Annotated in this window: 21 protein-coding genes and 1 pseudogene; 17 read left to right on the forward strand and 5 right to left on the reverse strand. The window is 63.8% G+C overall.

The genetic code is table 11. The features are described from left to right. Window positions 1-42: 42 nt before the first annotated feature. The 6 genes from G8O24_RS34410 to coaA all read left to right on the forward strand — a co-directional run bounded on the left by G8O24_RS34410 (window position 43) and on the right by coaA (window position 4,184). Window positions 43-573 carry a DUF2628 domain-containing protein gene (locus G8O24_RS34410; RefSeq protein WP_188106968.1) on the forward strand — a complete coding sequence of 177 codons (531 nt, stop codon included), beginning with the start codon at window positions 43-45 and terminating at the stop codon, window positions 571-573. Beyond that, window positions 570-1,220, forward strand: coding sequence for an imidazole glycerol phosphate synthase subunit HisH (gene hisH / locus G8O24_RS34415; RefSeq protein ID WP_188106969.1), 651 nt, complete (start codon window positions 570-572; stop codon window positions 1,218-1,220). The genes G8O24_RS34410 and hisH overlap by 4 nt, the downstream gene beginning before the upstream one ends. After that, window positions 1,208-1,951 (forward strand): 1-(5-phosphoribosyl)-5-[(5-phosphoribosylamino)methylideneamino]imidazole-4-carboxamide isomerase, encoded by a 744-nt coding sequence (gene hisA, locus G8O24_RS34420; RefSeq protein ID WP_188106970.1) that lies wholly within the window; start codon window positions 1,208-1,210, stop codon window positions 1,949-1,951. Before hisH ends, hisA begins: the two co-directional genes overlap by 13 nt. 67 nt (window positions 1,952-2,018) lie before the next feature. Further along, entirely contained in the window at window positions 2,019-2,792 is a 774-nt protein-coding gene (hisF, locus tag G8O24_RS34425) for an imidazole glycerol phosphate synthase subunit HisF (RefSeq protein ID WP_188106971.1), read from the forward strand. A 74-nt stretch (window positions 2,793-2,866) separates the two neighbouring features. Beyond that, window positions 2,867-3,190 (forward strand): phosphoribosyl-ATP diphosphatase, encoded by a 324-nt coding sequence (locus tag G8O24_RS34430; RefSeq protein ID WP_188106972.1) that lies wholly within the window; start codon window positions 2,867-2,869, stop codon window positions 3,188-3,190. 37 nt (window positions 3,191-3,227) lie between these two features. Further along, on the forward strand, window positions 3,228-4,184 hold the full coding sequence (gene coaA, locus G8O24_RS34435) for a type I pantothenate kinase (protein WP_188106973.1): 957 nt from the start codon (window positions 3,228-3,230) through the stop codon (window positions 4,182-4,184). 10 nt (window positions 4,185-4,194) lie between these two features. Here coaA and G8O24_RS34440 read toward each other — a convergent pair whose 3' ends face one another. Continuing rightward, on the reverse strand, window positions 4,195-5,424 hold the full coding sequence (locus tag G8O24_RS34440; RefSeq protein ID WP_188106974.1) for a penicillin-binding protein activator: 1,230 nt from the start codon (window positions 5,422-5,424) through the stop codon (window positions 4,195-4,197). 353 nt (window positions 5,425-5,777) lie between these two features. Between G8O24_RS34440 and rsmI the strand changes: the two genes are divergently transcribed. The 3 genes from rsmI to gshB are packed head-to-tail and all read left to right on the forward strand — an operon-like array spanning window position 5,778 to window position 8,071. Further along, a complete protein-coding gene (gene rsmI / locus G8O24_RS34445; protein WP_188106975.1) occupies window positions 5,778-6,728 on the forward strand; it encodes a 16S rRNA (cytidine(1402)-2'-O)-methyltransferase in 951 nt (316 codons plus the stop codon). Beyond that, window positions 6,715-7,116 carry a YraN family protein gene (locus G8O24_RS34450; protein ID WP_188106976.1) on the forward strand — a complete coding sequence of 134 codons (402 nt, stop codon included), beginning with the start codon at window positions 6,715-6,717 and terminating at the stop codon, window positions 7,114-7,116. The genes rsmI and G8O24_RS34450 overlap by 14 nt, the downstream gene beginning before the upstream one ends. A 10-nt stretch (window positions 7,117-7,126) precedes the next feature. Beyond that, entirely contained in the window at window positions 7,127-8,071 is a 945-nt protein-coding gene (gshB, locus tag G8O24_RS34455; protein ID WP_188106977.1) for a glutathione synthase, read from the forward strand. 113 nt (window positions 8,072-8,184) lie between these two features. Here the strand turns inward: gshB and G8O24_RS34460 are convergent, their stop codons facing one another. Beyond that, complete coding sequence (locus tag G8O24_RS34460) at window positions 8,185-11,208, reverse strand: tetratricopeptide repeat protein (RefSeq protein ID WP_188106978.1); 3,024 nt, start codon at window positions 11,206-11,208, stop codon at window positions 8,185-8,187. 80 nt (window positions 11,209-11,288) lie between these two features. Between G8O24_RS34460 and G8O24_RS34465 the strand changes: the two are divergent. The 5 genes and pseudogenes from G8O24_RS34465 to G8O24_RS34485 all read left to right on the forward strand — a co-directional run. Then, window positions 11,289-11,465, forward strand: a pseudogene (locus G8O24_RS34465) (ATP-grasp domain-containing protein); the annotation flags it as partial. Window positions 11,466-11,827: 362 nt separating this feature from the next. Further along, window positions 11,828-12,649 (forward strand): Flp pilus assembly protein CpaB, encoded by an 822-nt coding sequence (gene cpaB, locus G8O24_RS34470; protein WP_188106979.1) that lies wholly within the window; start codon window positions 11,828-11,830, stop codon window positions 12,647-12,649. Window positions 12,650-12,659: 10 nt separating this feature from the next. Further along, a complete protein-coding gene (locus G8O24_RS34475) occupies window positions 12,660-14,177 on the forward strand; it encodes a type II and III secretion system protein family protein (protein ID WP_188106980.1) in 1,518 nt (505 codons plus the stop codon). A gap of 51 nt (window positions 14,178-14,228) precedes the next feature. After that, a complete protein-coding gene (locus G8O24_RS34480) occupies window positions 14,229-14,966 on the forward strand; it encodes a CpaD family pilus assembly protein (protein ID WP_188106981.1) in 738 nt (245 codons plus the stop codon). Then, entirely contained in the window at window positions 14,963-16,252 is a 1,290-nt protein-coding gene (locus G8O24_RS34485; protein ID WP_188106982.1) for a CpaE/TadZ family protein, read from the forward strand. The genes G8O24_RS34480 and G8O24_RS34485 overlap by 4 nt, the downstream gene beginning before the upstream one ends. A 45-nt stretch (window positions 16,253-16,297) precedes the next feature. On the opposite strand, the gene G8O24_RS34490 is transcribed toward G8O24_RS34485, so the two are convergent. Together G8O24_RS34490 and G8O24_RS34495 are read right to left on the reverse strand one after the other, a co-directional pair. Next, the gene (locus G8O24_RS34490; protein ID WP_188106983.1) at window positions 16,298-17,074 is read right to left on the reverse strand and encodes a tetratricopeptide repeat protein; all 777 of its coding nucleotides are present in this window, start codon (window positions 17,072-17,074) and stop codon (window positions 16,298-16,300) included. An 83-nt stretch (window positions 17,075-17,157) separates the two neighbouring features. Further along, window positions 17,158-17,403: a PilZ domain-containing protein gene (locus G8O24_RS34495; protein ID WP_011083489.1), complete on the reverse strand. Its 246-nt coding sequence runs from the start codon at window positions 17,401-17,403 to the stop codon at window positions 17,158-17,160. Window positions 17,404-17,631: 228 nt separating this feature from the next. Here G8O24_RS34495 and G8O24_RS34500 point away from each other — a divergent pair, with 228 nt between their 5' ends. Then, a complete protein-coding gene (locus G8O24_RS34500) occupies window positions 17,632-19,170 on the forward strand; it encodes a YifB family Mg chelatase-like AAA ATPase (RefSeq protein WP_188106984.1) in 1,539 nt (512 codons plus the stop codon). 90 nt (window positions 19,171-19,260) lie between these two features. On the opposite strand, the gene G8O24_RS34505 is transcribed toward G8O24_RS34500, so the two are convergent. Continuing rightward, window positions 19,261-19,992: a class I SAM-dependent methyltransferase gene (locus G8O24_RS34505; RefSeq protein ID WP_188106985.1), complete on the reverse strand. Its 732-nt coding sequence runs from the start codon at window positions 19,990-19,992 to the stop codon at window positions 19,261-19,263. Window positions 19,993-20,320: 328 nt separating this feature from the next. On the opposite strand from G8O24_RS34505, the gene G8O24_RS34510 reads away from it, so the two are divergent. Next, entirely contained in the window at window positions 20,321-20,791 is a 471-nt protein-coding gene (locus tag G8O24_RS34510) for a hypothetical protein (protein WP_188106986.1), read from the forward strand. Window positions 20,792-21,022: 231 nt separating this feature from the next. Continuing rightward, the coding region (locus tag G8O24_RS34515; RefSeq protein ID WP_188106987.1) for a histidine kinase dimerization/phospho-acceptor domain-containing protein at window positions 21,023-22,305 on the forward strand (1,283 nt) is incomplete at its 3' end.

The raw sequence follows: 22,305 nt of genomic DNA on the forward strand, positions 1-22,305 counted from the left end.
CCGGCGGCGTCGACTTTATCTCTCGAGAACGGGGCATCGAAAATGCCTGTCTACACAGTTCATGCTCCCACCCCAGGCGGGGCCGATCTGCGCGCGACCGACAGATTCGTGTTCGTGCGCGACGGCTTCCATTTCTGGGCCATGATCTTCGGCCCGATCTGGCTGGCCTGGAACAGGCTCTGGCTGGCGACGATCGGCTGGTTCGTCGTCCTCGCCGCGTTCGATGCCGGGCTGTCCAGCCTCGGGGTCGGGCGCAGCTCGATCTTCCTTGCCAACATCGTCGTCGCCTTGCTGATGGGGTTCGAAGCCTCGAGCCTGCGCCGCTGGACGCTGTCACGCGGCAGATGGCGCCAGCTCGACATCGTCGTCGCCGACGATCACGACACCGCCGAGCGCCGTTTCTTCGAGCGCTGGAGCGAAAAGCAGCGCGGCATCGTCAACGATCAACGGGCCGTCGACCGCGGCGGCCCGCCGCCGACCCGCAACACGCCGGGCCAACCATTTTCGAACCCGCCGCCGATTCCGGCCGGCGGCATCATTGGATTGTTTCCAGAACCGGGAGGGTCAAGATGAGCGTCGCCATCATCGATTACGGTTCCGGAAATCTGCATTCCGCCGCCAAGGCCTTCGAGCGCGCCGCGCGCAGCCTGGAAAATCCGCAGAAGGTGTTCGTCACCAGCGATCCCGATCAGGCCTATGAGGCCGACCGTCTGGTGCTGCCTGGCGTCGGCGCCTTCGCCGATTGCCGGCGCGGGCTCGATGCCGTCAACGGCATGGTCGAGGCGATCACCGAAGCGGTGCGCGTCAAGGCGCGGCCGTTCTTCGGCATCTGCGTCGGCATGCAGCTGATGGCGAGCCGCGGCAAGGAGCACGTCATCACCGAGGGCCTGAACTGGATCGGCGGCGACGTCGAGAAGATCACGCCGCGCGACGAGAGCCTGAAGGTCCCGCACATGGGCTGGAATACGCTCGAGCTGCTGCAGGAGCATCCGGTGCTGAACAAGCTGCCGCTCGGGCCCAAGGGCCAGCACGCCTATTTCGTGCACTCCTATCACCTCAACGCGGTCAATGAGGCTGATGTCCTCGCGCGCGCCGATTACGGCGGTCCCGTCACCGCCATCGTCGGCAAGGACACCGCCATCGGCACGCAGTTTCACCCCGAGAAGAGCCAGCGCTTTGGCCTGGCCCTGATCTCGAACTTCTTGCGATGGAAACCGTGATCCTCTTTCCTGCCATCGACCTCAAGAACGGCCAGTGCGTGCGCCTCGAGCAAGGCGACATGGCGCGCGCCACCGTGTTCAATCTCGATCCGGCCGCGCAAGCCGCAAGCTTTGTCGCGCAGGGTTTTGAATATCTCCACGTCGTCGATCTCGATGGCGCCTTTGCCGGCAAGCCGGTCAATGCGCAAGCGGTCGAGGCGATGCTGAAGACGATCAAGATTCCGGTGCAGCTCGGCGGCGGCATTCGCGATCTCGCGACTGTCGAAGCCTGGCTGGAAAAAGGCATCACCCGCGTCATCATCGGCACCGCGGCGGTGCGCGACCCCGAATTGGTGAAGGCGGCCGCGAAGAAATTCCCCGGCCGCGTCGCGGTCGGTCTCGATGCCCGCGACGGCAAGGTCGCGGTCGAAGGCTGGGCCGAGACCTCGCAGGTCACGGTGCTGGAGATCGCCAAGCGGTTCGAGGATGCCGGCGTTGCCGCCATCATCTTCACCGACATCGCGCGCGACGGCCTGCTCAAGGGCCTGAACCTCGATGCGACCATTGCGCTCGCCGACGCCATATCGATTCCCGTGATCGCCTCCGGCGGTCTCGCCTCGATCGACGATGTGAAGGCCATGCTGACGCCGCGCGCGAAAAAGCTCGCCGGCGCCATCGCCGGGCGTGCGCTCTATGACGGCCGGCTCGATCCAGCCGCCGCCCTCACCCTGATCCGCGACGCGCGTGCGTAATGGTTTACGCATGATCTTTCGGAAAACCGCTTCGCACTTTTCCGGATCATGCTTTAGGAGCTGACTCATGTTCAAGGTGCGGGTGATCCCCTGTCTCGACGTCAAGGACGGCCGCGTCGTCAAGGGCGTCAACTTTGTTGATCTCAGAGATGCCGGCGATCCCGTCGAGGCCGCGATTGCCTATGACGCCGCCGGCGCCGACGAGCTGACCTTTCTCGACATCACCGCTACCCACGAGAACCGCGGCATCATGCTCGATGTCGTCAGGCGTACTGCCGAGGCCTGCTTCATGCCTGTGACGGTCGGGGGCGGCGTGCGCGAGGTCAACGACATCAAGACGCTGCTGCGCGCCGGCGCCGACAAGGTCTCGATCAACAGCGCCGCGGTATCGCGGCGCGAGTTCGTCAAGGAAGCTGCCGAAAAATTCGGCGAGCAATGCGTGGTGGTCGCGATCGACGCCAAGCGGGTCAAGCGCCCGGGCGGCGACCGCTGGGAGATCTTCACCCATGGCGGGCGCAACTCCACGGGCATCGACGCCATCGAATATGCCCAGGAAGTGGTCTCGCTCGGCGCTGGTGAAATCCTGCTCACCTCGATGGACCGCGACGGCACCAGGCAGGGCTTCGACATTCCGCTGACGCGGGCGATTGCCGACAGTGTTCCCGTTCCCGTGATCGCATCGGGCGGCGTCGGCAATCTCGACCATCTCGTCGACGGTATCCGTGACGGGCACGCCACCGCCGTGCTGGCCGCATCCATCTTCCATTTCGGCGAATTCACCATACGTGAAGCCAAGGAGCACATGTCGCGGCGGGGCCTGCCCATGCGCATGGATGCCTGACGACTCCCGTTGCTAAAAGTGCTAGAGAGGCAAAAGCGATTGGCCTCCGGTCCGGTGTGTTTCTGAGTATTCCGATGCCGCGTTTCACCATCCACGATCTCGCCGAGACCATCGATGCCCGCGCGGCCTCCGGTGGCGAGGCCTCCTATACCCGCAAGCTGCTCGAGAAGGGCGCCGAACATTGCGCCAAGAAGTTCGGTGAGGAAGCAGTCGAAACCGTAATCGCAGCAGTCGAAAACGATCGCGCGCATCTGATCGCCGAAAGTGCCGACCTGCTCTATCACTTCCTTGTGCTGCTCAAGGCGCGTGGCGTAAAGCTGGAGGAAGTGGAAGCGGCGCTGGACAAGCGTACCAATATGTCAGGGTTGGAAGAGAAGGCTTCGCGCAAAGGCGGCTAGGTCAAGCCGTTCAGATCGCAACGGAGAAGGCGGCGACATGGATATCCGCGCACCCGAGCAGCAGTATAATCCGTACCGCGTTTATACGCGCGAAGAATGGGCGCGGTTGCGTGACGACACGCCGATGACGCTGGAGCCCGGCGAGTTCGACCGACTGCGTTCGCTGCACGACCGCCTCGACCTCAAGGAAGTCGAGGACATCTATCTGCCGCTGTCGCGTCTTTTGTCGATCTATGTCGATGCGATGCAGCGCCTGTATTACGCCGAGCGCCAGTTCCTCAACATCCGGGATCGCAAGGTGCCCTACATCATCGGGGTCGCGGGCTCCGTTGCGGTCGGCAAGTCCACCACAGCCCGCGTGCTCCAGGCCTTGCTGGCGCGCTGGTCGCCGCGTCCGAAAGTGGAGCTGATCACCACCGACGGTTTTCTCTACCCGAAGGCCCTGCTCGAGCAGCAGGGCATCCTGCAGAAGAAGGGCTTTCCGGAGAGCTACGACCTGCCGCTGCTGCTCAGCTTCCTGTCCGACATCAAGTCGGGCCGCCGCCATGTGCGCTCGCCGGTCTATTCGCATCTGACCTACGACATCGTCCCGAACGAATGGGCCGAGGTCGACCAGCCCGACATTTTGATCGTCGAGGGCGTCAATGTCTTGCAGACCGGCAAGCTGCCGCGTGACGGCAAGGCGGTGCCCGTGGTCTCCGACTTCTTCGACTTCTCAGTCTATATCGATGCGGACGAGGCGGCGCTGCGGCGCTGGTACATCAAGCGCTTCCTGGCGCTGCGCGACACCGCCTTCACCGATCCAAAGTCCTACTTCCACCGCTATGCGCTGCTGTCCGATGAGGAGGCCACCGCTACGGCGACCGCGATCTGGGAGCGCACCAACCTCGCCAATCTCGAGGACAACATTCTGCCGACCCGGCCGCGCGCGACGCTGATCCTGAAGAAGGGCGCCGACCATGCGGTGGAGAGCGTGGCGCTCAGGCGGCTGTGAGCCGTGCCTGTTACGCGCCAAAGCTCTTCGGCGAGCCGGCCACCGCGACACCGCCGCCGGTCGTGACCTTCATCACCGCAAGCCCGCGTTCATTGGTGCCGTCGGCACGGAAGCGGAACAGACCGTCGATGCCGGCGAAGCCCGAGGGGTTGGTAAGCACGTCGGGAGAGAAGCGCGTGGTGCCTTGCGTGCGCGCCAGCGCGGCGACGAGCGCGACCGCATCATAGGCGAGGGTCGCGGTCCGGATCGGCTCGGCGCCGTATTTGGTGCGGTAGCGGCCGGAGAAGGCGCGAAAACCTGCCGGATCCGGCGCGGCATAGAGGCCGCCCTGCAAGGCGGGGCTGGCATAGACGCGCGGATTGTCCCACAGGCCGGTGCCGAGCAACTGGATGTTGCGCAGATTTGCGCCGGCCGCCGTCATCGCATCCGCGACCGCGACGACGGCGTCGCCGTCATCGGCAATGAACAGCGCATCCGCGCCGCCGAGCGCCTGCGCCACGTTGCGTGCCGGCGTGGCGCGGTCGGCGCCGTATTTCTCGAACGCGACGATGCGGCCGCCGCGCCGCGGCACCGCCGATTTCACGGTGGCTTCGACGACATTGCCATAGGCATTGTCGGGCACCAGTACGGCGACGGAGCGTTTTCCGATCCCGGCGGAATATTCGATGATGCGGTTGACGTCGGATTCGGGGAGGAAGCTCAGGAGATAGACGCCGCGGCCGGCGATACTCGAATCGGTCGAGAACGCCATCACCGAGATGCCGCGTGCGCGTGCGACCTGCGCCACTGCCGGCACCGATTGCGCAAACAGCGGCCCCAGAATGATCTCGGCGCCCTCCTCGACCGCCTGCTGCGCGCCGGCCTGCGCGCCTTGCGGGCTGCCATTGTCGTCCTTGATCAGGAGCTGGATGTTCGGGTTCTGGAACTCCGCTAGCGCCATCTCGGCGGCGTTGCGCATGGATTGCGCCGCGAGCCCGGCATTGCCGGCGGCCGAGAGCGGCAGGATCATCCCGACCTTGACCCCGCCGGTGCCCGCGGTTGTCGCCTGCTGCGGCGGCCCGGCCGGCTGGGCCGGCGGCGGGGAGCTCGAGAACGGATTGGAGAACTGGCTGAGGCTCTGCTGGACGCCGGCGCAGGCCGACAGTAGCGGCGTGCCGAGCAAGAGGCCAAGCGCGCTTCGCCGGGTCGCCCCGGACAAACGGGGCCCCTGAACGGGAGACTCTGGATCACGCGGGCCCATGGCAGCTTCTCTTCTGACCGGCGATCGCCCACCGGCCACACCAACACTTCGCCGCGACAGAAGCCGCGGATTCAGGCATATTGTCGGCAAATAGTTAACCAAAACAAAAGGATAATACGCGCTTAACGCGACCGACCCTCAAGCCCTGGCCAGCTCCCCGCCGACCGTCACCACGCATCAAGGCAGCGTTTCCGCCGCGAATATGGCCCGGATGCTTCATTCCCGAGGGAATGTGATGCCGTATGGATCACATTCCAGTCCTTCCTCGCCCCAGTTCGATATCCTCCACCGGCACGATCTTTTTCGAAGGGCCGGTTCCCAGCCCCGGAGATCATGCCTAAGTTCGAATCATTATGCGCGCAAAGCCGGCCCCGATAAATACGCCTGAAGGCACAGACGCCGCTCCCCGCGGCTTCTCCATCGACGCCCATCGGCTCGCGGCGCCGAAGCCGGCGGCGGGCCTCTATCTGGTCGCCACCCCCATCGGCAATCTCGGCGACATCACCCTGCGCGCGCTGCAGACGCTCGCGGGCGTCGACGTCATCGCCTGCGAGGACACCCGCATCACGCGGCGCCTGACCGAGCGCTACGACATCTCGGCGCAACTCAGGGCCTATCATGAGCACAATGCCGAAGCCGCGCGGCCCAAGATATTGGAGGCGCTAGCCGCCGGCGGCTCGGTCGCCCTGGTGTCGGACGCCGGCACGCCGCTGATCTCCGACCCTGGATACAAGCTGGTGCGCGAGGTCTGCGCCGCGGGCCATGCGGTCTACGCGCTGCCCGGCCCGTCCTCGGTGCTGGCGGCGCTGTCGGTCGCGGCGCTGCCGACCGACCGGTTCTTCTTCGAGGGCTTCTTGCCGGCGAAGTCCGCCGCGCGACGATCGCGCCTGGCGGAGCTCGCCCGCATCGATGCGACGCTGGTGATGTTCGAATCCGGCAACCGCGTGCAGGACACGCTTGCCGATCTAGCCGAGCTCATGGGCGCGCGTGAGGCCGCGATCTGCCGCGAGCTGACCAAGCTGCACGAGGAGATTTCGCGCGCGCCGTTGACCGAGCTTGCACGCGAGGCCGATACGCTGGAGACGCGCGGCGAATTCGTGCTGGTGATCGGCCCCCCGGCGGCGGATGCCGACGTGCTGACAGCGGATGCGCTCGACGATCTCCTGCGCGAGCAGCTGTCGGCGCACAGCGTCAAGGACGCCGTCGCGCATGCGGTTGCGCTCTCGGGGCGCCCGCGCCGCGAGGTCTATGCCCGGGCGCTCGAGCTCGCGAAGGATCTGCGGGGCGGCGATGGCGAAGACTAAGATCCCGGCCGAACCGAAAATCGCCTCGCCGGAACGCGTCGCCGCGTTCCGTACCGGCATCTCCGCCGAGAGCCGCGCCGCGGCCTATCTGATGGCGAAGGGCTACCGCATCCTCGCCAAGCGCTACCGCACGCCGCATGGCGAGATCGACCTCGTGGCGCGGCGCCGCAACCTGATCGCCTTTGTCGAGGTCAAGGCCCGCGCCAGCCTCGATGACGCCGCCTATGCGGTGACGCCGCGCCAGCAGCAGCGCATCATCGACGCCGCCCAGGGCTGGCTCGTGGCGCATCCCGAGCATGCGGAATTCGAATTGCGATTCGATGCCATGCTGATTGCGCCGCGCTCGCTTCCACGTCATGTGTTGGCGGCATTCGACGCCTCGACCTGAAAGGCAGACCATGAAACTCAATGTCGCCGTCCAGATGGACCCCATCGCCCGCATCAACATCAAGGGCGATTCCACCTTTGCGCTGCTCCTGGAGGCGCAGAAGCGCGGCCATGGCCTGTCCTATTACACGCCCGACAAGCTCTCGATGGTCGGCGAGGAGATCGTCGCGCCGGTCCAGCTCCTGACCGTGCGCGACGAGCCCGGCGACCATTTCACGCTCGGCGAGCCCAAGCGCGAGGCGTTGAACGGCTTCGACGTGGTGCTGCTGCGGCAGGACCCGCCGTTCGATCTCGCCTACATCACCTCGACGCATCTGCTCGAGCGCATCCATCCGAAGACGCTGGTCGTCAACGATCCGGCCTCGGTGCGCAACGCGCCCGAAAAGCTGTTCGTGATGAATTTTCCGCAGCTGATGCCGCCGACCTTGATTTCGCGCGACCTCGACGAGATCAACGCGTTCCGCGACAAATACGGCGCCGTCGTCATGAAGCCGTTGCACGGCCATGGCGGCGCCGCGGTGTTCCGCGTGATGCCGCAGGACATGAATTTCGGCTCGCTGTTCGACATGTTCTCGGTGACCTTCAAGGAAGCCTGGGTGATCCAGCAGTTCATCCCCGAGGTGAAACACGGCGACAAGCGCATCATTCTCGTCAATGGCGAGTTCGCAGGCGCCGTGAACCGCGTGCCGGCGGCCGACGACCTCCGCTCCAACATGGTGCGCGGCGGCGCGGCGCAGGAGACCGAGCTGACGCCGCGCGAGCGCGAGATCTGCGCCACCGTCGGCCCGGCGCTGCGCGAGCGTGGCCTGCTGTTCGTCGGCATCGACGTCATCAACGGCAACCTCACCGAGATCAACGTCACCTCGCCCACCGGCATCCGCGCCATCGCGCGCCTCGGCGGGCCTGACGTTGCGGCGAAGATCTGGGACGTGATCGAGCAGAAGCGGGGGAAGTAAAGAGCAAGACAACACTTAGGTCTGGCTGCAGGTCAACAACGCCTAGCTAGCAACGCATGGCGTGGAGCATTTGGTTGCCAAGCAATCTTTTGCAACCTGAGAGTGTTCTTACGCTATAGATTATTTGCGAAGCTCTGCTCAATCAATGCTATTCGCCGCCGCATGTCTTGAGCCCACGGTAGCCGTCCGTGTTCAAGCAAGGAGTCTTCTATCTCCTTTCGGATGAAATGGATCTCATTGTTACGTCCGATTTCATGCCCCTTCGCCGCGGACAGGACCCCTTCGGACCATAGTTGAAATAAAGCCTCGATTGGCGCTCGCCCTAATTTAAAGTCCTCGGTTATCCACTCATGATCGATCGCGTCGTAGACGACGTCCAACATATCAGGCCAATCCACTCGGTGCGAAACCCAATACGCAAGCTCACGAATGCCGTCCACGAACGCCCGCGGGTCTTTTGCATCTCTAACTATGCTATACGCTACGTTAGCAGCCCAAAAACCAATCGCTTTGACGTCGGGCCGCGCAAGTGACTTCGTCTTCAATTCATTGAAGATCTCTTGCGCTGAACTCTCGGTGGACCGGAACATCAGTTCGCTCCCAGTATTTGAAGCCATGTCAATCGTTCGCTTCGCAGTTGGCTTCGCCCAAAGTCGTCCATTTAGATCACGCAGCCTCCGCTGATCATCGCGGCTTGCTAAGCTCTCTCGAATTGAAAGGCCGAGCGACGCAGCGTTGTCTATAACGTCATCCTTTTCGTTCTTTCCTAGGTTGATTTCTTGAGCGAAGGTAAGAATGGAATGGAAGATACGAGTTGCCTCATCTATATCGCCTTGAGCTAAGAAATGTTCTCCGAGAATCTCACCAAGTCGACTGGCAACTGCCGCGAGTTCTGGCAGATCAGTCCGTTGCGACGCCCATTCGAAGACGTCGTGCAAGATTCCTTCGGCCTCGGCATATCGGTTGCGAGCTAGCAGCAGAGCTGCATAGTTAAAGTAGGCAGCGCTCGCGGCTACTTGAAAGTCACTGCTTGCGAATAGGGTTGGCACTAAGTTTTTTATCGATTGGAGACAATAGTAAGCCGTTCGCGGCTGTCCCCTCAGGTGCTCCAGGCTATTAGCTAGAGAGGTGGCCCATTCAACGAATGTGTGAACAGGCGCTCCTTCGATGGGAGCGCGCAGCAATTGCGTGTGAACAAAAGCTTCGGGAAAGTCTTCGGCAAGACGGGTTCTAAAAACACCAAATGCAGCGGCGGCAGTTGGCGACAATATCGCTAGCGACTCTGCCGCCAACACCAGTTGATCAGGCCGTTGGTCAAACGGATGAGCACGAACAAGTCGTTTAAGAACGAACCATTCACCAACGAGGTCTGGCTCGAGGGGGTGAATCTCTTTCGCAAGAGGCTTGCCCTGAGTCATTTCTTCCATGAGCGCGAAATTAAAAGCTTCCTGTGAAAATGGAAAAACTTCAAGCGGAAGGCCACTGGTTGCCTGAGGAACGGGAAGACCACCCATCATTGTAGCAAGTGCAAGCGCATTTTCGTGACGTTGAATATCGAGATCGTCCCGCGCTAATACCCTCCATCGAAACTGCTCGCGATCAAGGATATCGTTGAGAAGAGCTTGTATGCTCATCCCTGGAGCCGCTCTTCCATTTTTCAAGGCATCAGCTGCCAAAGCGGCAAAGAATGGACGGCCAAGCGGATCGATCTGCTTCAGGTCATCGAGAACCTCCTCGTCACCTTCCGATCCGCTAAGAACGTGTCCTACAATGCGCCGAAGAGCCTCCGTTCCAAGCGGCTTTAACTCTAGGTATCTGTCGCTTTCACCGAGTTTACGGGTGAACTTCCTAATATGATCGGCGTGACCCGAGAAAAATCTTTGCCACCAGCCTCCCGATGAGTTGCTGCGCTCTATGAGAAGGATCCTAACGGGATGTTTGAAAGCGTTAATGCTGTGCTGCTCGATAATAATATCGATGACTGCGCGAGCGACGACAGGCGCCTCCATCACATAGTCCCAAACTAGCAGAGTTGGCTCGAATGCTTGGAACTGCCTGAACTGCTCCGGCTTGGCAATTTCCGACGCACTATAAAAAAAGCCGGCGTGCCATCCAATTGTCTTTGCCTTTAAGCAAAGCTCAAGGGCCAGGCGGCTCTTTCCTGAGCCCGCTGGACCGGTTAGCAGCGTCCAAGAGAATTTCTCGCTCTCGTTCAACCATTGCTCTAAAGTTGCTAATTCGCTTTCGCGCCCCGCTAGCGGAATTCGATTTTCTGCGGCAAAGAAAAAAAACCGCTCTCCTCCTTCGTTCTCTCTAAGCGTCAATGGCGGACGAAAACTATCTGTTAGCGGTCCGCCTTGTCGTGAGAAAAAACGCCGCATGGTCGCTGCGGGAACAATGTAAGCGGTCGAGCTCTCGATAATCTGAACTAGATCGCTGCGCCGCAATTCACGACGGCCAGAATAAGCGGCGATCTTTAGTAGTTCGATCAGAGCTGCATCGGTCGCCCGGTCACTTTCAGACGGTAGAATTCCAAATATTTCGCACCGTTTTCGCATCCTTTCCCTCGTGCGCGTTTCTAATTCGCGAAAAGACGGTGCTCCGCATTGCCATTGCACTCGGCTCAAGAGATTGATGCAGAGTTCGTCGTCGGATGCGCTTGTCAGCCAATCGGCCAACTCATCGGACAAGGGTAGCGTTCGCAGAAAATCGCGGAGAATGCGCAAGCGGGTTCTGTCATAGATTGCGTCGCTCCAAAGTCGCAATCCTGGTATCCCTTCTGGAAATCCAGCGTTTTTCTCCTTTGCGATTCGAGATGTCGTTAGATAAATTGATTGGACCGCCAAGTCCGAATTCGCAGACTGGAGCCGCCAAAAGGCATTTATCGTCTCGACTACACTTGGCGTCCTAAGGGAAACCGAGCTTGAAGTACGTTTCACTTGAGTCGCCGTAAGGGCCTTCCCGGCCAGGACAGCGTAGTCCTCGGCTACCTCCAAGATCAGAACCCCGTCCGCTTCCAGCGAGAGCCAAGCGTCAACAGATACGAGTAACTGGTAAGCGTAGCCTCCAATAGAGGCAACCGCCTGACGGGATAGATCGCTGCTTGGGACGACAATGCCGTCGGGAGCATTACTCATCGAGTGCTCAAAAGTAGGCAATTAAGACACAAATACCGAGCCATTTTGGGGCTCTACTATTAGTCGAGTCAAGGAAGGTTGCCGCCCTGGGGCTGCGCAGGCGCGGCTTGTTGTTCGTCGGCATCGACGTCATCAACGGCAATCTCACAGAGATCAACGTGACCTCGCCCACCGGCATCCTCGCCATCGCACGCCTCGGCGGGCCCGACGTGGCGGCGAAGATCTGGGACGTGATTGAGCAGAAGCGGGGGAAGTAGGCGCCGCGCGTAGCCCGGATGGAGCGCAGCGCAATCCGGGACACTCACGACGTACGCCGCAGCCCCGGATTGCGCTTCGCTCCATCCGGGCTACGGAGATCAACCTGTCCCCTCCCCCTCACTAACCACCCGTTCACCATGACGCCCCGCGTTCTCATCCGAAAGCATGAGGACGCTCCTCGTGTTTCTACGGGGCCGGCGCCGACCGACTAACGCGGCGTTCACCATCCGCCCAAAACTCGCGATGTCACCGGCCGTCACATTCGGCCTCGCAACACCCCTTATACTTTTACTCCCTACTCATCGATGCCGGGGGAACCCGCCACGTGCGGTTCGAGTGCCCCGCGTAAGAGTAGAAGTGTATGAACACCGCACGCATTGTCGTTCTCGTCATCGCGCTGGGCGCCGGCGGCGTCGCGGCGTATCTGGCGAGCAGCTACGACAACAAGCCCGCAACCCCGCTGCCGGTGGCCGAGAAGCTGCCGACGGTCGAGGTGCTCGTCGCCAAATCCGACATCCAGCTCGGCCAGGCCGTGAAGGCCGAAGACCTGCAATGGCAGACCTGGCCGCAAGCGACGGCCAGCAGCGCCTTTATTCGCCGCGACAACAGGCCCGATGCCCAAACCCAGATCGCCGGCTCGATCGCGCGCGTGCCGTTGATGCAGGGCGAGCCGATTCGCGAGCAGAAGCTGGTGAAGGCCGATGGCTCCGGCTTCATGGCCGCGATCCTGCCGACCGGCATGCGGGCCGTGTCCACCGAGATTTCAGCCGAGACCGCCGCCGGCGGCTTCATCCTGCCCAACGACCGCGTCGACATCGTGCTGACGCGCCGCCTGAAGAATCCTGACGGCGCCAACACCAATGGCCCGACCGGTGGCAACGACCTGATCCTGTCGGAGGTCATCCTGACCAATATCCGCGTGCTCGCGATCGACCAGGCTCCGAAGGAGAAGGACGGTCAGAATGCGGTGCTCGGCAAGACCGTCACGCTCGAGCTGCGGCCCGACCAGGTCGCGGCGCTTTCGGCCGCGCGCCAGGGCGGCACGCTCACACTCGCTTTGCGCAGCATCGCCGATGCCAACGCGGCCGACAGCTCGCCGGAGGACCAGGCGCTGCGGCGCCCCGGCGGCGTCAGCGTGATCCGCTACGGCGTGCAGGCAAGACAACTGACGTCACAGAAGTGATGGGGACAGCATGAACGACGGGGACTATCGGACAGGCCCGCGCATTCGGGGGAAGCGCGCCGGCTCGTTCTGGGCAGGTGCAATGCTGATGCTGGCGCTGGTCGCAGCGCCCGATCTCGTCCGCGCGGCCGATGCGCCGGTCGGAGACCAGGCGCCGATGCAGGCGCCGGACCTCGGCGTGTCGCCGGTCGCGAGCATCGCGCCGGCGCGGACGCGCTCGTTGTCGCTCGGCATCGGCAAGTCTGTGGTCATCGACCTGCCGCGCGAGGTCAAGGACGTGCTGGTGGCCGATCCCAAGATCGCCAACGCGGTGATCCGCTCGTCGCAGCGCGCCTATATCATCGGCGCCCAGGTCGGCCAGACCAACGTGGTGTTCTTCTCCGCCGACGGTCAGCAGGTCGCCTCCTACGACATCGCAGTCAAGCGCGATCTCAACGGCATGCGCACGGCACTGCGCCAGTCGCTGCCGGGCGTGCAGATCGAAGGCGTCGGCGACAGCGTGATGCTGACGGGCTCGGTATCGAGCCCGGTCGAGGCCCAGCAAGCCGGCGACGTCGCCGCCAAGCTGGTCGGCGGCTCGGACAAGGTCGTCAACAACATCGTCGTGCGCGGCCGCGACCAGGTGATGCTGAAGGTCGTGGTTGGCGAAGTCCGCCGCGACATCGTCAAGCAGCTCGGCGTCGATCTCAGCGCCAGCCTGAACGCCGGCACCGCGGTGGTGAATTTCAACAATTCCAACCCGTTCACGGCGAGTGGCGGACCGCTGGTCAGCAACAATGGACTCGGCGTTGCCGGCCTCGCCAAGGGCGTTGCCACCGTCAGCGCCACCATGCGCGCGATGGAAACCGCCGGCGTGATGCGGACGCTGGCCGAGCCCAGCCTGACGGCGATCTCGGGCGAGTCCGCGACCTTCGTCGCCGGTGGCGAATTCCCGATTCCCGGGGGCTACGCCTGCGATCCGACCACGCATGTCTGTACCACCCAGATCACCTACAAGAAGTTCGGCATCTCCCTGAACTTCACCCCGGTCGTGCTCAGCGAAGGCCGCATCAGCCTGCGCGTGATGACCGAGGTGTCGGAGCTGTCGAGCCAGAACGCCATCACGGTCTCGCAGGCGCTGTCCGCGAGCACGACCAATTCGATCACCATCCCCTCGGTGCAGACCCGCCGCGCCGAGACCACGCTGGAAATCCCCTCCGGCGGCTCGATGGCGATGGCCGGCCTGATCCAGCAGCAGACCAAGCAGGCCATCAACGGCCTGCCCGGCGTCGACCAGGTGCCGATCCTCGGCGCGCTGTTCCGCAGCCAGGACTTCGTCAACAACGAGACCGAGCTGATGGTGATCGTGACGCCCTATGTGGTGCGCGCCGTCGCCCAGAAGGAATTGTCGCGGCCCGACGACGGCTTCGCGCCGTCTTCGGATGCGCAATCGGCGCTGCTCGGCCGCATGAACCGCCTCTATGGCATCGCGCGCCGCGTCGATCCGATCGACGGCGATCGCGGGGATTTCGGCTTCATCATCGACTGACACGGGCGGTTTGGGGACCGGGGCAAGACACGGGGAAGAGGGGACCAGGCGATGACCAAGACATCCGCCGATCGACGCCGCAATCTGCGCATCGCGCTCGCGCTGACGGGGCTCTCCGTCGCGCTGGGAGCCTGCAACACCACGGGTGACGTCGTCACCACCCAGACGGTGCCGACCGACTACCGCCTGCGCCACCCGATCGCGGTGCAGGAAGGCAAGCGCTCGATCGTGATCTTCGTCGGCAAGGCGCGGGGCGGGCTGTCGCCCGCGCAGCATGCGGACGTGATGGGCATTGCCCAGGAGTGGGCGCGCGAAGGCACCGGCTCCGTCGTCGTCGACGTTCCCATCGACGCCACCAATTCACGCGCGGCTGCGGCGACCTATCACGAGATCCGGGCCGTGCTCGGCAGCGGCGGCGTGCCGTCGCGCGCCATCGTCCAGCATCGCTATCGCCCCGAAGATCCCGGCCTGCTGCCGACCATCCGCCTCAGCTATTCCAAGATCACTGCGGTCGCCGGCCCCTGCGGGCTGTGGCCCGAGGACATGGGCCCGTCGATCCTCGATCCCGGCTACAACGAGAATCAGCCCTATTTCAATCTCGGCTGCGCCACCCAGCGCAACCTTGCCGCGATGATCGACAACCCCGCGGACCTCGAGCAGCCGCGCGCGGAGACACCGGCCTACACGGCGCGGCGCGACATCGCCTTTGATCGCTACCGCAAGGGCACCGCGACCACGACCACCTATCCCGAGGCCGACAAGGCCAAACTCAGCGATACAGGCAAATGACCGGCATCGACGACGAAGCGGCGGACGATCCGCGCCACCCCGACGAACACATTGCGCCGGTTCCCCGCATCTCGGTGCAGGCTTTTTGCGAGACCGAGCAGACGCTGGCCGCGGTGACCGCCGCAGGCCAGGACCGTCGTCTCGCCAAGGCCCATCTCACCGCGAAGGAGGGCGGTCTCGCCGCCGCGATCGAAGTCTACGACACGATGCCGACGCCGAACGTCATCGTGATCGAATCCGACGGCACCCGCGACATCCTCGAGGGGCTCGACGATCTCGCCGGCGTCTGCGATCCCGGCACGCGCGTGGTGGTGATCGGCAATCCCAACGACACCGCGCCCTATCGCGAGCTGGTGCGCCGCGGCGTCAATGACTACGTGGTCGGCCCGGTCGAGACCATCGACGTGGTGCGCTCGATCTGCAGCCTGTTCTCGGCATCGGAAGCCATCATCACCGGCCGCGTCATCGCCGTGGTCGGCGCCAAGGGCGGCGTCGGCGCCTCCACCGTCGCACACAACGTGGCCTGGACGATCGCGCGCGACCTCGCGCTCGATTCGGTCGTGATCGACCTCGACCTCGCCTTCGGCACCGCCGGCCTCGACTACAACCAGGATCCGGCGCAGGGCATCGCCAACGCGGTGCTGTCGCAGGACCGGCCGGACACCGCGCTGATGGAGCGCCTGCTCGCCAAGTGCACCGAGCACCTCAGCCTGCTTGCTGCGCCGGCGACGCTTGATCGCGTCTATGATTTCGGCGCCGAAGCCTTCGACGCGATCTTCGACACGCTGCGCATGACGACGCCCTGCATCGTGCTCGACGTGCCGCATCAATGGTCGGCCTGGACCAAGCGCGCGCTGGTCAATGCCGACGACATCGTCATCGTGGCCGAGCCCGACCTCGCTAACTTGCGCAACACCAAGAACATGCTGTCGGTGCTCAAGGCGGCGCGGCCGAACGACCGGCCACCGCTCTACTGCATCAATCAGGTCGGCATGCACAAGCGAGCCGAGATCGACGTCAAGTCATTCGCCAAGACGATGGAAAGTCAGCCGCTCGCGGTGATTCCGTTCGATTCGAAGCTGTTCTCGACCGCGGCCAATAACGGCCAGATGATCGCAGAGGTCTCCAAGAGCCACCGCACCACCGAGCTGTTCCAGACCATGGCCAACCGCCTCGCCGGCCGCGGCGAGGTGCGAAAGCCGAAGCGCTCGCTGCTGGCGCCGCTGTTGAAGAAGCTGAAGGGCAGGTCGGGCCGCGGATCGGCGCCGCATCGCAAGGCGTCGTAAGCGCGAGCGCGCTTTGCTCGCGAACAACACAGGAGCGGCGGAGAATTATTTCTCCGCCCTCTGCTGCTGCTTCTTTGCCAGCAGCTGCCGCAGCGCCGCGATCTTGGCCGCGGCCTGGTCCGGCGGCAGATCGGCCTTGACGAGGATTTCAGCCTCGGCTTCGCGGCCCTGCAATCCCAGCACGAGGGCGAGATTGGCACGGACCCGCGCGTTGTTCTGATTGCGCTGATAGGCGCGGCCGAGCACCTGTTCGGCCTTCGACAGATTGTTTTGCAGCACATAGGACAGGCCGAGATTGGACAGCACGGTCGGCTCGTCGGGCACGATCTTCAGTGCCGCGGCGTAATATTGCTGCGCTTCCTCGTTGCGGCCGAGCTGGTCGAGCGCCGCGCCCTGCGCCGACAGGATGCGCCAGTCGGGGTCCTCGGGGGAGTGCGCGCGGCCCAGCACGTCGAAAGCCTGCTGGAAATTTCCATTGTCGGCGAGCGCGCGGCCGTAGCCGGCGAGCAGCGCCTTGTTGCTGGGATGGGCGAGCACCGCCTGCTCGAACACGGCGACCGCCTGGGCGCGTTGGCCGCTCTCGCGCAGCGCCTTGCCATATTCGAGGACGATATTGGGATCGTTCGGCTTGGCGCGATAGCGCTCGCGAAGAGCGCCCATGTCCGGCTTGCCGTCGGCCGCGGCGACAGGTTCGGACTTGCCGCCGAGCGCGCCGGTCACGTCGTCCAGGCTCGTGGTCTGGCAGCCGCCGAGGGCGAGCACCGCGAGCGCGGGTAGCAGGAATCTCGCCGGGGAGGAGGCAAGGGACGAACGCTTGGACATACTCTGATCACCGCCGGCGGACTGATCAGAGATGCTTTGCCGATTAACGCTAAAGTCCCGTTAAGAAACGGCCCGGGTTCGGCTCAGTCGGTGAATTCCGCACCGAACTCGCAGCCGATGCGCCAGCGCAGGCGGCACTGACGTGAATAGTCCGGCGCGAAGATGATGGTGAATTGCGGCGGCACTTCCAGAAACTCCGCCACCACCTTCACGCCGCCGTCCGAGATATCCGTGATGGTGCAGTCCCGCGGCAGCGAGCCCGCGCCGAAATGAATCTTGGCCAGCCGGCTGCACACCCGTCGTTCGCTTCTGCGGCGATTTGCAAGCATTTGAATTCTTTACCCGTTAGATCACGGCCCATCCCGCAGCCTTAGGAGTAGCGGACATGTGTTGGGATGTGCTGAGCGCAACCGGTCGCATTCGAGGCGTAGTGTCGGCACCCTGTTTACGATTGGTTAGGGCACCGCGGCGCCGTCATTTTCGTTCCTGTATTGTTCTTGTCACGGCCATCCCCGTCTGCTACCCTCGATTGTAAGAGGGGCAAATCTGGTTCGAGCATGGTTCAGCGGGTTTCGACAGTCGCCTTTGAGGGGATCGAGGCCCGTGCGGTCGACGTGCAGGTGCAGGTTGCGCCGGGCTTGCCGGCCTTTGCCATCGTCGGTCTTCCGGACAAGGCGGTCTCGGAGGCGCGCGAGCGCGTTCGTTCGGCGCTGATCGCCTCGGGGCTGGCGCTGCCGGCGCGGCGGATCATCGTCAATCTGGCGCCCGCCGACGTCCCGAAGGAAGGCAGCCATTACGATTTGCCGATGGCGCTCGGGCTGATGGCCGCGATCGGCGCGATTCCGCCGGATGCGCTGACCGGCTTCACCGTGCTCGGCGAGCTCGGCCTCGACGGCTCGATCGCGCCGGTGGCCGGCGTTCTGCCCGCCGCGATCGGCGCCAATGTGCGCGAGGAAGGATTGATCTGCCCGGCGGCCTGCGGCTCGGAGGCGGCCTGGGCGAGCCCGGACATCCAGATCGTTGCCGCGAGCTCGCTGATTCAGATCGCCAATCATTTCAAGGGCACGCAGGTGCTGTCGCGGCCGGTGCCGAAGGTGCACGAAGCCGCAAGCTCGCCGCTCGATCTGCGCGATATCAAGGGCCAGGAAAGCGCCAAGCGCGCGCTGGAGATCGCGGCCGCGGGCGGACATCATCTGTTGATGATCGGCGCGCCCGGCGCCGGCAAATCGATGCTGGCGGCGCGCCTGCCCTCGATCCTGCCGCCGCTGTCACCGGGCGAGTTGCTCGAAGTCTCGATGATCGCCTCCGTCGCCGGCGAGATCGAGGGCGGTGCGTTGACCTCGCGGCGGCCGTTCCGCTCGCCGCATCATTCCGCCAGCATGGCCGCGCTCACCGGCGGCGGCGCGCGGGCAAAGCCGGGCGAGATCTCGCTGGCGCATCAGGGCGTGCTGTTCCTCGACGAACTGCCCGAGTTCGATCCGCGCGTGCTGGATTCGCTGCGCCAGCCCTTGGAGAACGGTGAGGTCTCGGTGTCGCGCGCCAATCATCGCGTCACCTATCCGGCGCGCTTCATGCTGGTCGCGGCGATGAATCCCTGCCGCTGCGGCAATGCGTTCGAGCCCGGCTATGCCTGCAAGCGCGGCCGCGTCGATCGCTGCACCGGCGATTACCAGGCCCGCATCTCAGGGCCCTTGATGGACCGCATCGATCTGCGCATCGAGGTCCCGGCCGTGACCGCGGCCGATCTGATCCTGCCGCCGGCGGCGGAAGGCTCCACTGAGGTCGCCGCGCGCGTGGCGGCTGCGCGCGACATCCAGATTGCGCGCTACAGGGAAGCGGGCCTGCCACATGTGCGCACCAATGCCGAGGCGCCGGCCGCAGTGCTCGAAGATATCGCAAGGCCCGACGCCCAGGGACAAAAGCTGCTGCGCGACGCCGCCGAGACCATGCGCCTGTCGGCGCGCGGCTATCACCGCGTGCTGCGCGTGGCACGCACCCTCGCCGATCTCGACAATGCCGACAAGATTGGCCGGCTGCATCTGGCCGAGGCGCTGTCCTACCGCGCCCTCGCGGAGGATATGCGGCAAATGGCGTGAGCAGGCTGCCCATCGGCCTCTCTCGCCTAAGCTCGAGAGCGAGCAAGCTCCACCTCGAATTCGTGCACACGAGCTACCGGCCTTGGAAGCTCACACTTGCGCCGGTTTCCTGCATTCCAGGTAGAGCGATTCTGCCTTGTATTCACTCCCATCGGACGCCACTTCGAGTCCGGATCGCTCCCAGCCTTCGATATCGCTGCTGTTCCAGGAGCAAACCTTGATATCGACGAAGCCGGCATCCATCAGCACGGCGCGGAGATTGAGTCGGTCCCACATCCATTGATGGGTTTCTCCGCGGGCTCGCGCGTCACCGAGAACGAAGTTCTCCAACCTGGTCCGCAATCCCCTATTGCCCCTGACGCCTTGGGAGGCACGACGAACGCTTTGCTCGAAAATGCTGGACACCGCGCGATCGTGGCGCAATGACGCTTCACGCGTTCCGTCATCCGTTGTCAGACTTGCATTGTATGCGGCGACGTATCGCTCGAGATCCGGAACGGCGAGGCGCTGTATCCCCCCAGGCTTGAGGACGCGAAAGATTTCCTTCTGGAAGCCGAGCACGCCGTCGCGGTCGATATGCTCCATGATATGTGAGTGATATACGGCGTCGCCCGAATTATCGGGGAAGGGAATTCCCTTCCGGAGATCGTGGCAGATTGCGGTTCCGCGCATGGCCCGGACTCGCTCAGCCCGGTCGCGCCGGATCAGCGGCGTCACCAGCGGAAGCAGCCAGCGATGGCGGTGCAGGATGATGTAGATCGACCAATCGACGTTGACGCAGAGCTCCGACGTCTTGGGACCGCAACCGAGATTGATGATCAACGGACCGGCGCTCCGTTGTGCGTGAGCTTGCGAACTACGCATCACCGTGCCGCCAACCTTCATCGCGTCGGACTGCAAGCCCGCTGCGCCTACTGTACTCGCCATCGGATACTCGGTTCAAAATGCTAGTTGCGGCGCCCCGAATCCCAGCAAGCGAAGCAAGAATGAGGGATCCCTGCCGACCGGCTAGGGGTAGCGGTCCAAGACGAAACTATTGCGACAGACCGGTCAATCGCCCGCGTATCAACCCGGCGGTAACGACTTTCCTTTACGCTCTGCAAACCATAAGGCCCACAAGTTCCCGCGCGGCCTTGGCGAGTAGCGTGTCATGTTGCGTTTCAAGATCCTGGCCTCGGTGATTCCCCTGTTGGCCGCTGCGGTATTCGCCCGCAGCGAGATCGGACCGGTCTCGCACCCCTGCATCGCCCTCGGCGATACCTCCGTCGAGCTCACCTCCCTGTTCTGGACCGCCGGCGTCCACGTTGCCTTCACCGACGATCCGTCGCGGGCCACCGTGCGGGTCCAGATCACCGACGATGCGGATGCTGCGGACTTCGCTGTCGTGGACGATGGTCTCGGCTCCGACACCGAGTCCTGCCAGGCCAATCCGGCGACCCGCCTCGTTACGATCGCCACGCAACCGGTCGATGGCGGGCCGGTCATCTATCTCTCTGCCGATGGCCCGGCCGATTACCGCGTCTATGTCCGCTCGAAGACGTTCTCGCAGCGCGAGGCCGCCGCGCTGATCGTCGGTGCCCGAGGCGACCATCCGCGTCCGCTTCAGGCCGCCTCGCTCTGAAGCGCGATCGCGCTTCAGACTGTTGTTTGAGCATGATCTCCGCGCAAACGCGTTCCGCGTTTGTCGCGAGGGAAAACCGCTGCACACTTTTCCGGATCATGCTCTGAAGCATTAACACCTCGTCAACCCTGTTTCGAGGCCGCTCCACGGCCTCAAGCTGTTTGCAAGGTCGGCAAGACATCGTCGCGCACGGCGGGAGCAGGTTTCGGACGAGGATCGAGGTCGGTGGCAATGGATCGGACGTTCCGGATCAAGGCGCGCATGCGCCGTTTCAGGCGCCGCCACCCCAGGATAGCGTTTGCGATCCGCTCATTCATGATCTTCTCGGCCACGTTCGGCGGGGCCTATGGTTTCGTCACCGGCAGCCGCTCGGAAAATTCCGGCTATGATCCCAACACTTTTGCGATCGGTGCGAGCTTCCTGTTCGCGCTGGCCTGTCTTGGCCTTGCGACGCTCAGCATGCGGCTGCGCTTCGTTGCCAAGCGGATGCGCAAGCTCGCCGCCCACAACGAGGCGCTGATCGATCGCAATTGGGAGCTGAAGGAAGCCGAGGAGCGTGCCCGCAGCCTGTTCGAATCGCAGGGCGACCTCATCGTGCTGCGCGACCATCAGGGCCGCATCACCTTCGCCAATGACGCCTATTGTGCCCTGGCCGGTCAGGCGCGCCGCGCGCTGATCGGCACGCGGTTCGACTTTGATGTGCTGGAACAGGGAGACAGCGCGCGCGAGAGCAACGGCACGCGCATCCACGACCAGAAGATCGCAACGCCCGTCGGGGCGCGCTGGATCGCCTGGCGCGAGGGCCTGGTGCGGCACGATGCCGGCCAGCCCGCCGAATTGCAGAGCGTCGGGCGCGACGTCACCGACCGCACCGAAACCGAACGCGCGCTGTCGGAGGCCCGTGATCAGGCCGATGCCGCCAACCGCGCCAAATCGCGTTTTCTCGCGATGGCCTCGCACGAGATCCGCACCCCCCTGAACGGCATCATCGGCATGGGCGGCCTCCTGCTGGACACCACGCTGACGCCGGAACAGACCACCTACGCACGCGCCGTGAAAACCTCGGGCGAAGCGCTGATGGCGCTGATCGAGGAGCTGCTTGACTATTCCAAGATCGAAGCCGGCAAGCTCGATCTCGACCAGCGTCCCTTTGCACTCTCGACCCTGATCGAGGAGGTCACCGAGCTGCTGGCGCCGCGTGCGCAGGCCAAGAAGCTCGAGATCGCGGCTTATGTCGACGAGCGATTGCCGCTGGAGGTCACCGGCGATGCCGCGCGGCTGCGCCAGGTGCTGCTCAATCTCGCCGGCAACGCCATCAAGTTCACCGCATCCGGCGGCGTCGCGCTGATCGTCGAGCCCGGCATCTGGCCGAACGAGATCAGCTTCCTGGTCCGCGACACCGGCATTGGCATCGCGCCAGAGGCGCAGTCGCGCATCTTCCGCGAATTCGAGCAGGCCGATGACCGCGTTGCCCGCACCTATGGCGGCACCGGGCTTGGCCTTGCCATCAGCGA

Origin of the sequence: Bradyrhizobium campsiandrae, from assembly GCF_014529705.1 — a bacterium.
Taxonomy (GTDB): domain Bacteria; phylum Pseudomonadota; class Alphaproteobacteria; order Rhizobiales; family Xanthobacteraceae; genus Bradyrhizobium; species Bradyrhizobium campsiandrae.

Coding starts and splice junctions, on each gene's coding strand:
- G8O24_RS34410 (WP_188106968.1), top strand. CDS start 43: ATGCCTGTCTACACAGTTCATGCTCCCACCCCAGGCGGGGCCGATCTG.
- hisH (WP_188106969.1), top strand. CDS start 570: ATGAGCGTCGCCATCATCGATTACGGTTCCGGAAATCTGCATTCCGCC.
- hisA (WP_188106970.1), top strand. CDS start 1,208: ATGGAAACCGTGATCCTCTTTCCTGCCATCGACCTCAAGAACGGCCAG.
- hisF (WP_188106971.1), top strand. CDS start 2,019: ATGTTCAAGGTGCGGGTGATCCCCTGTCTCGACGTCAAGGACGGCCGC.
- G8O24_RS34430 (WP_188106972.1), top strand. CDS start 2,867: ATGCCGCGTTTCACCATCCACGATCTCGCCGAGACCATCGATGCCCGC.
- coaA (WP_188106973.1), top strand. CDS start 3,228: ATGGATATCCGCGCACCCGAGCAGCAGTATAATCCGTACCGCGTTTAT.
- G8O24_RS34440 (WP_188106974.1), bottom strand. CDS start 5,424: ATGGGCCCGCGTGATCCAGAGTCTCCCGTTCAGGGGCCCCGTTTGTCC.
- rsmI (WP_188106975.1), top strand. CDS start 5,778: ATGCGCGCAAAGCCGGCCCCGATAAATACGCCTGAAGGCACAGACGCC.
- G8O24_RS34450 (WP_188106976.1), top strand. CDS start 6,715: ATGGCGAAGACTAAGATCCCGGCCGAACCGAAAATCGCCTCGCCGGAA.
- gshB (WP_188106977.1), top strand. CDS start 7,127: ATGAAACTCAATGTCGCCGTCCAGATGGACCCCATCGCCCGCATCAAC.
- G8O24_RS34460 (WP_188106978.1), bottom strand. CDS start 11,208: ATGAGTAATGCTCCCGACGGCATTGTCGTCCCAAGCAGCGATCTATCC.
- cpaB (WP_188106979.1), top strand. CDS start 11,828: ATGAACACCGCACGCATTGTCGTTCTCGTCATCGCGCTGGGCGCCGGC.
- G8O24_RS34475 (WP_188106980.1), top strand. CDS start 12,660: ATGAACGACGGGGACTATCGGACAGGCCCGCGCATTCGGGGGAAGCGC.
- G8O24_RS34480 (WP_188106981.1), top strand. CDS start 14,229: ATGACCAAGACATCCGCCGATCGACGCCGCAATCTGCGCATCGCGCTC.
- G8O24_RS34485 (WP_188106982.1), top strand. CDS start 14,963: ATGACCGGCATCGACGACGAAGCGGCGGACGATCCGCGCCACCCCGAC.
- G8O24_RS34490 (WP_188106983.1), bottom strand. CDS start 17,074: ATGTCCAAGCGTTCGTCCCTTGCCTCCTCCCCGGCGAGATTCCTGCTA.
- G8O24_RS34495 (WP_011083489.1), bottom strand. CDS start 17,403: ATGCTTGCAAATCGCCGCAGAAGCGAACGACGGGTGTGCAGCCGGCTG.
- G8O24_RS34500 (WP_188106984.1), top strand. CDS start 17,632: ATGGTTCAGCGGGTTTCGACAGTCGCCTTTGAGGGGATCGAGGCCCGT.
- G8O24_RS34510 (WP_188106986.1), top strand. CDS start 20,321: ATGTTGCGTTTCAAGATCCTGGCCTCGGTGATTCCCCTGTTGGCCGCT.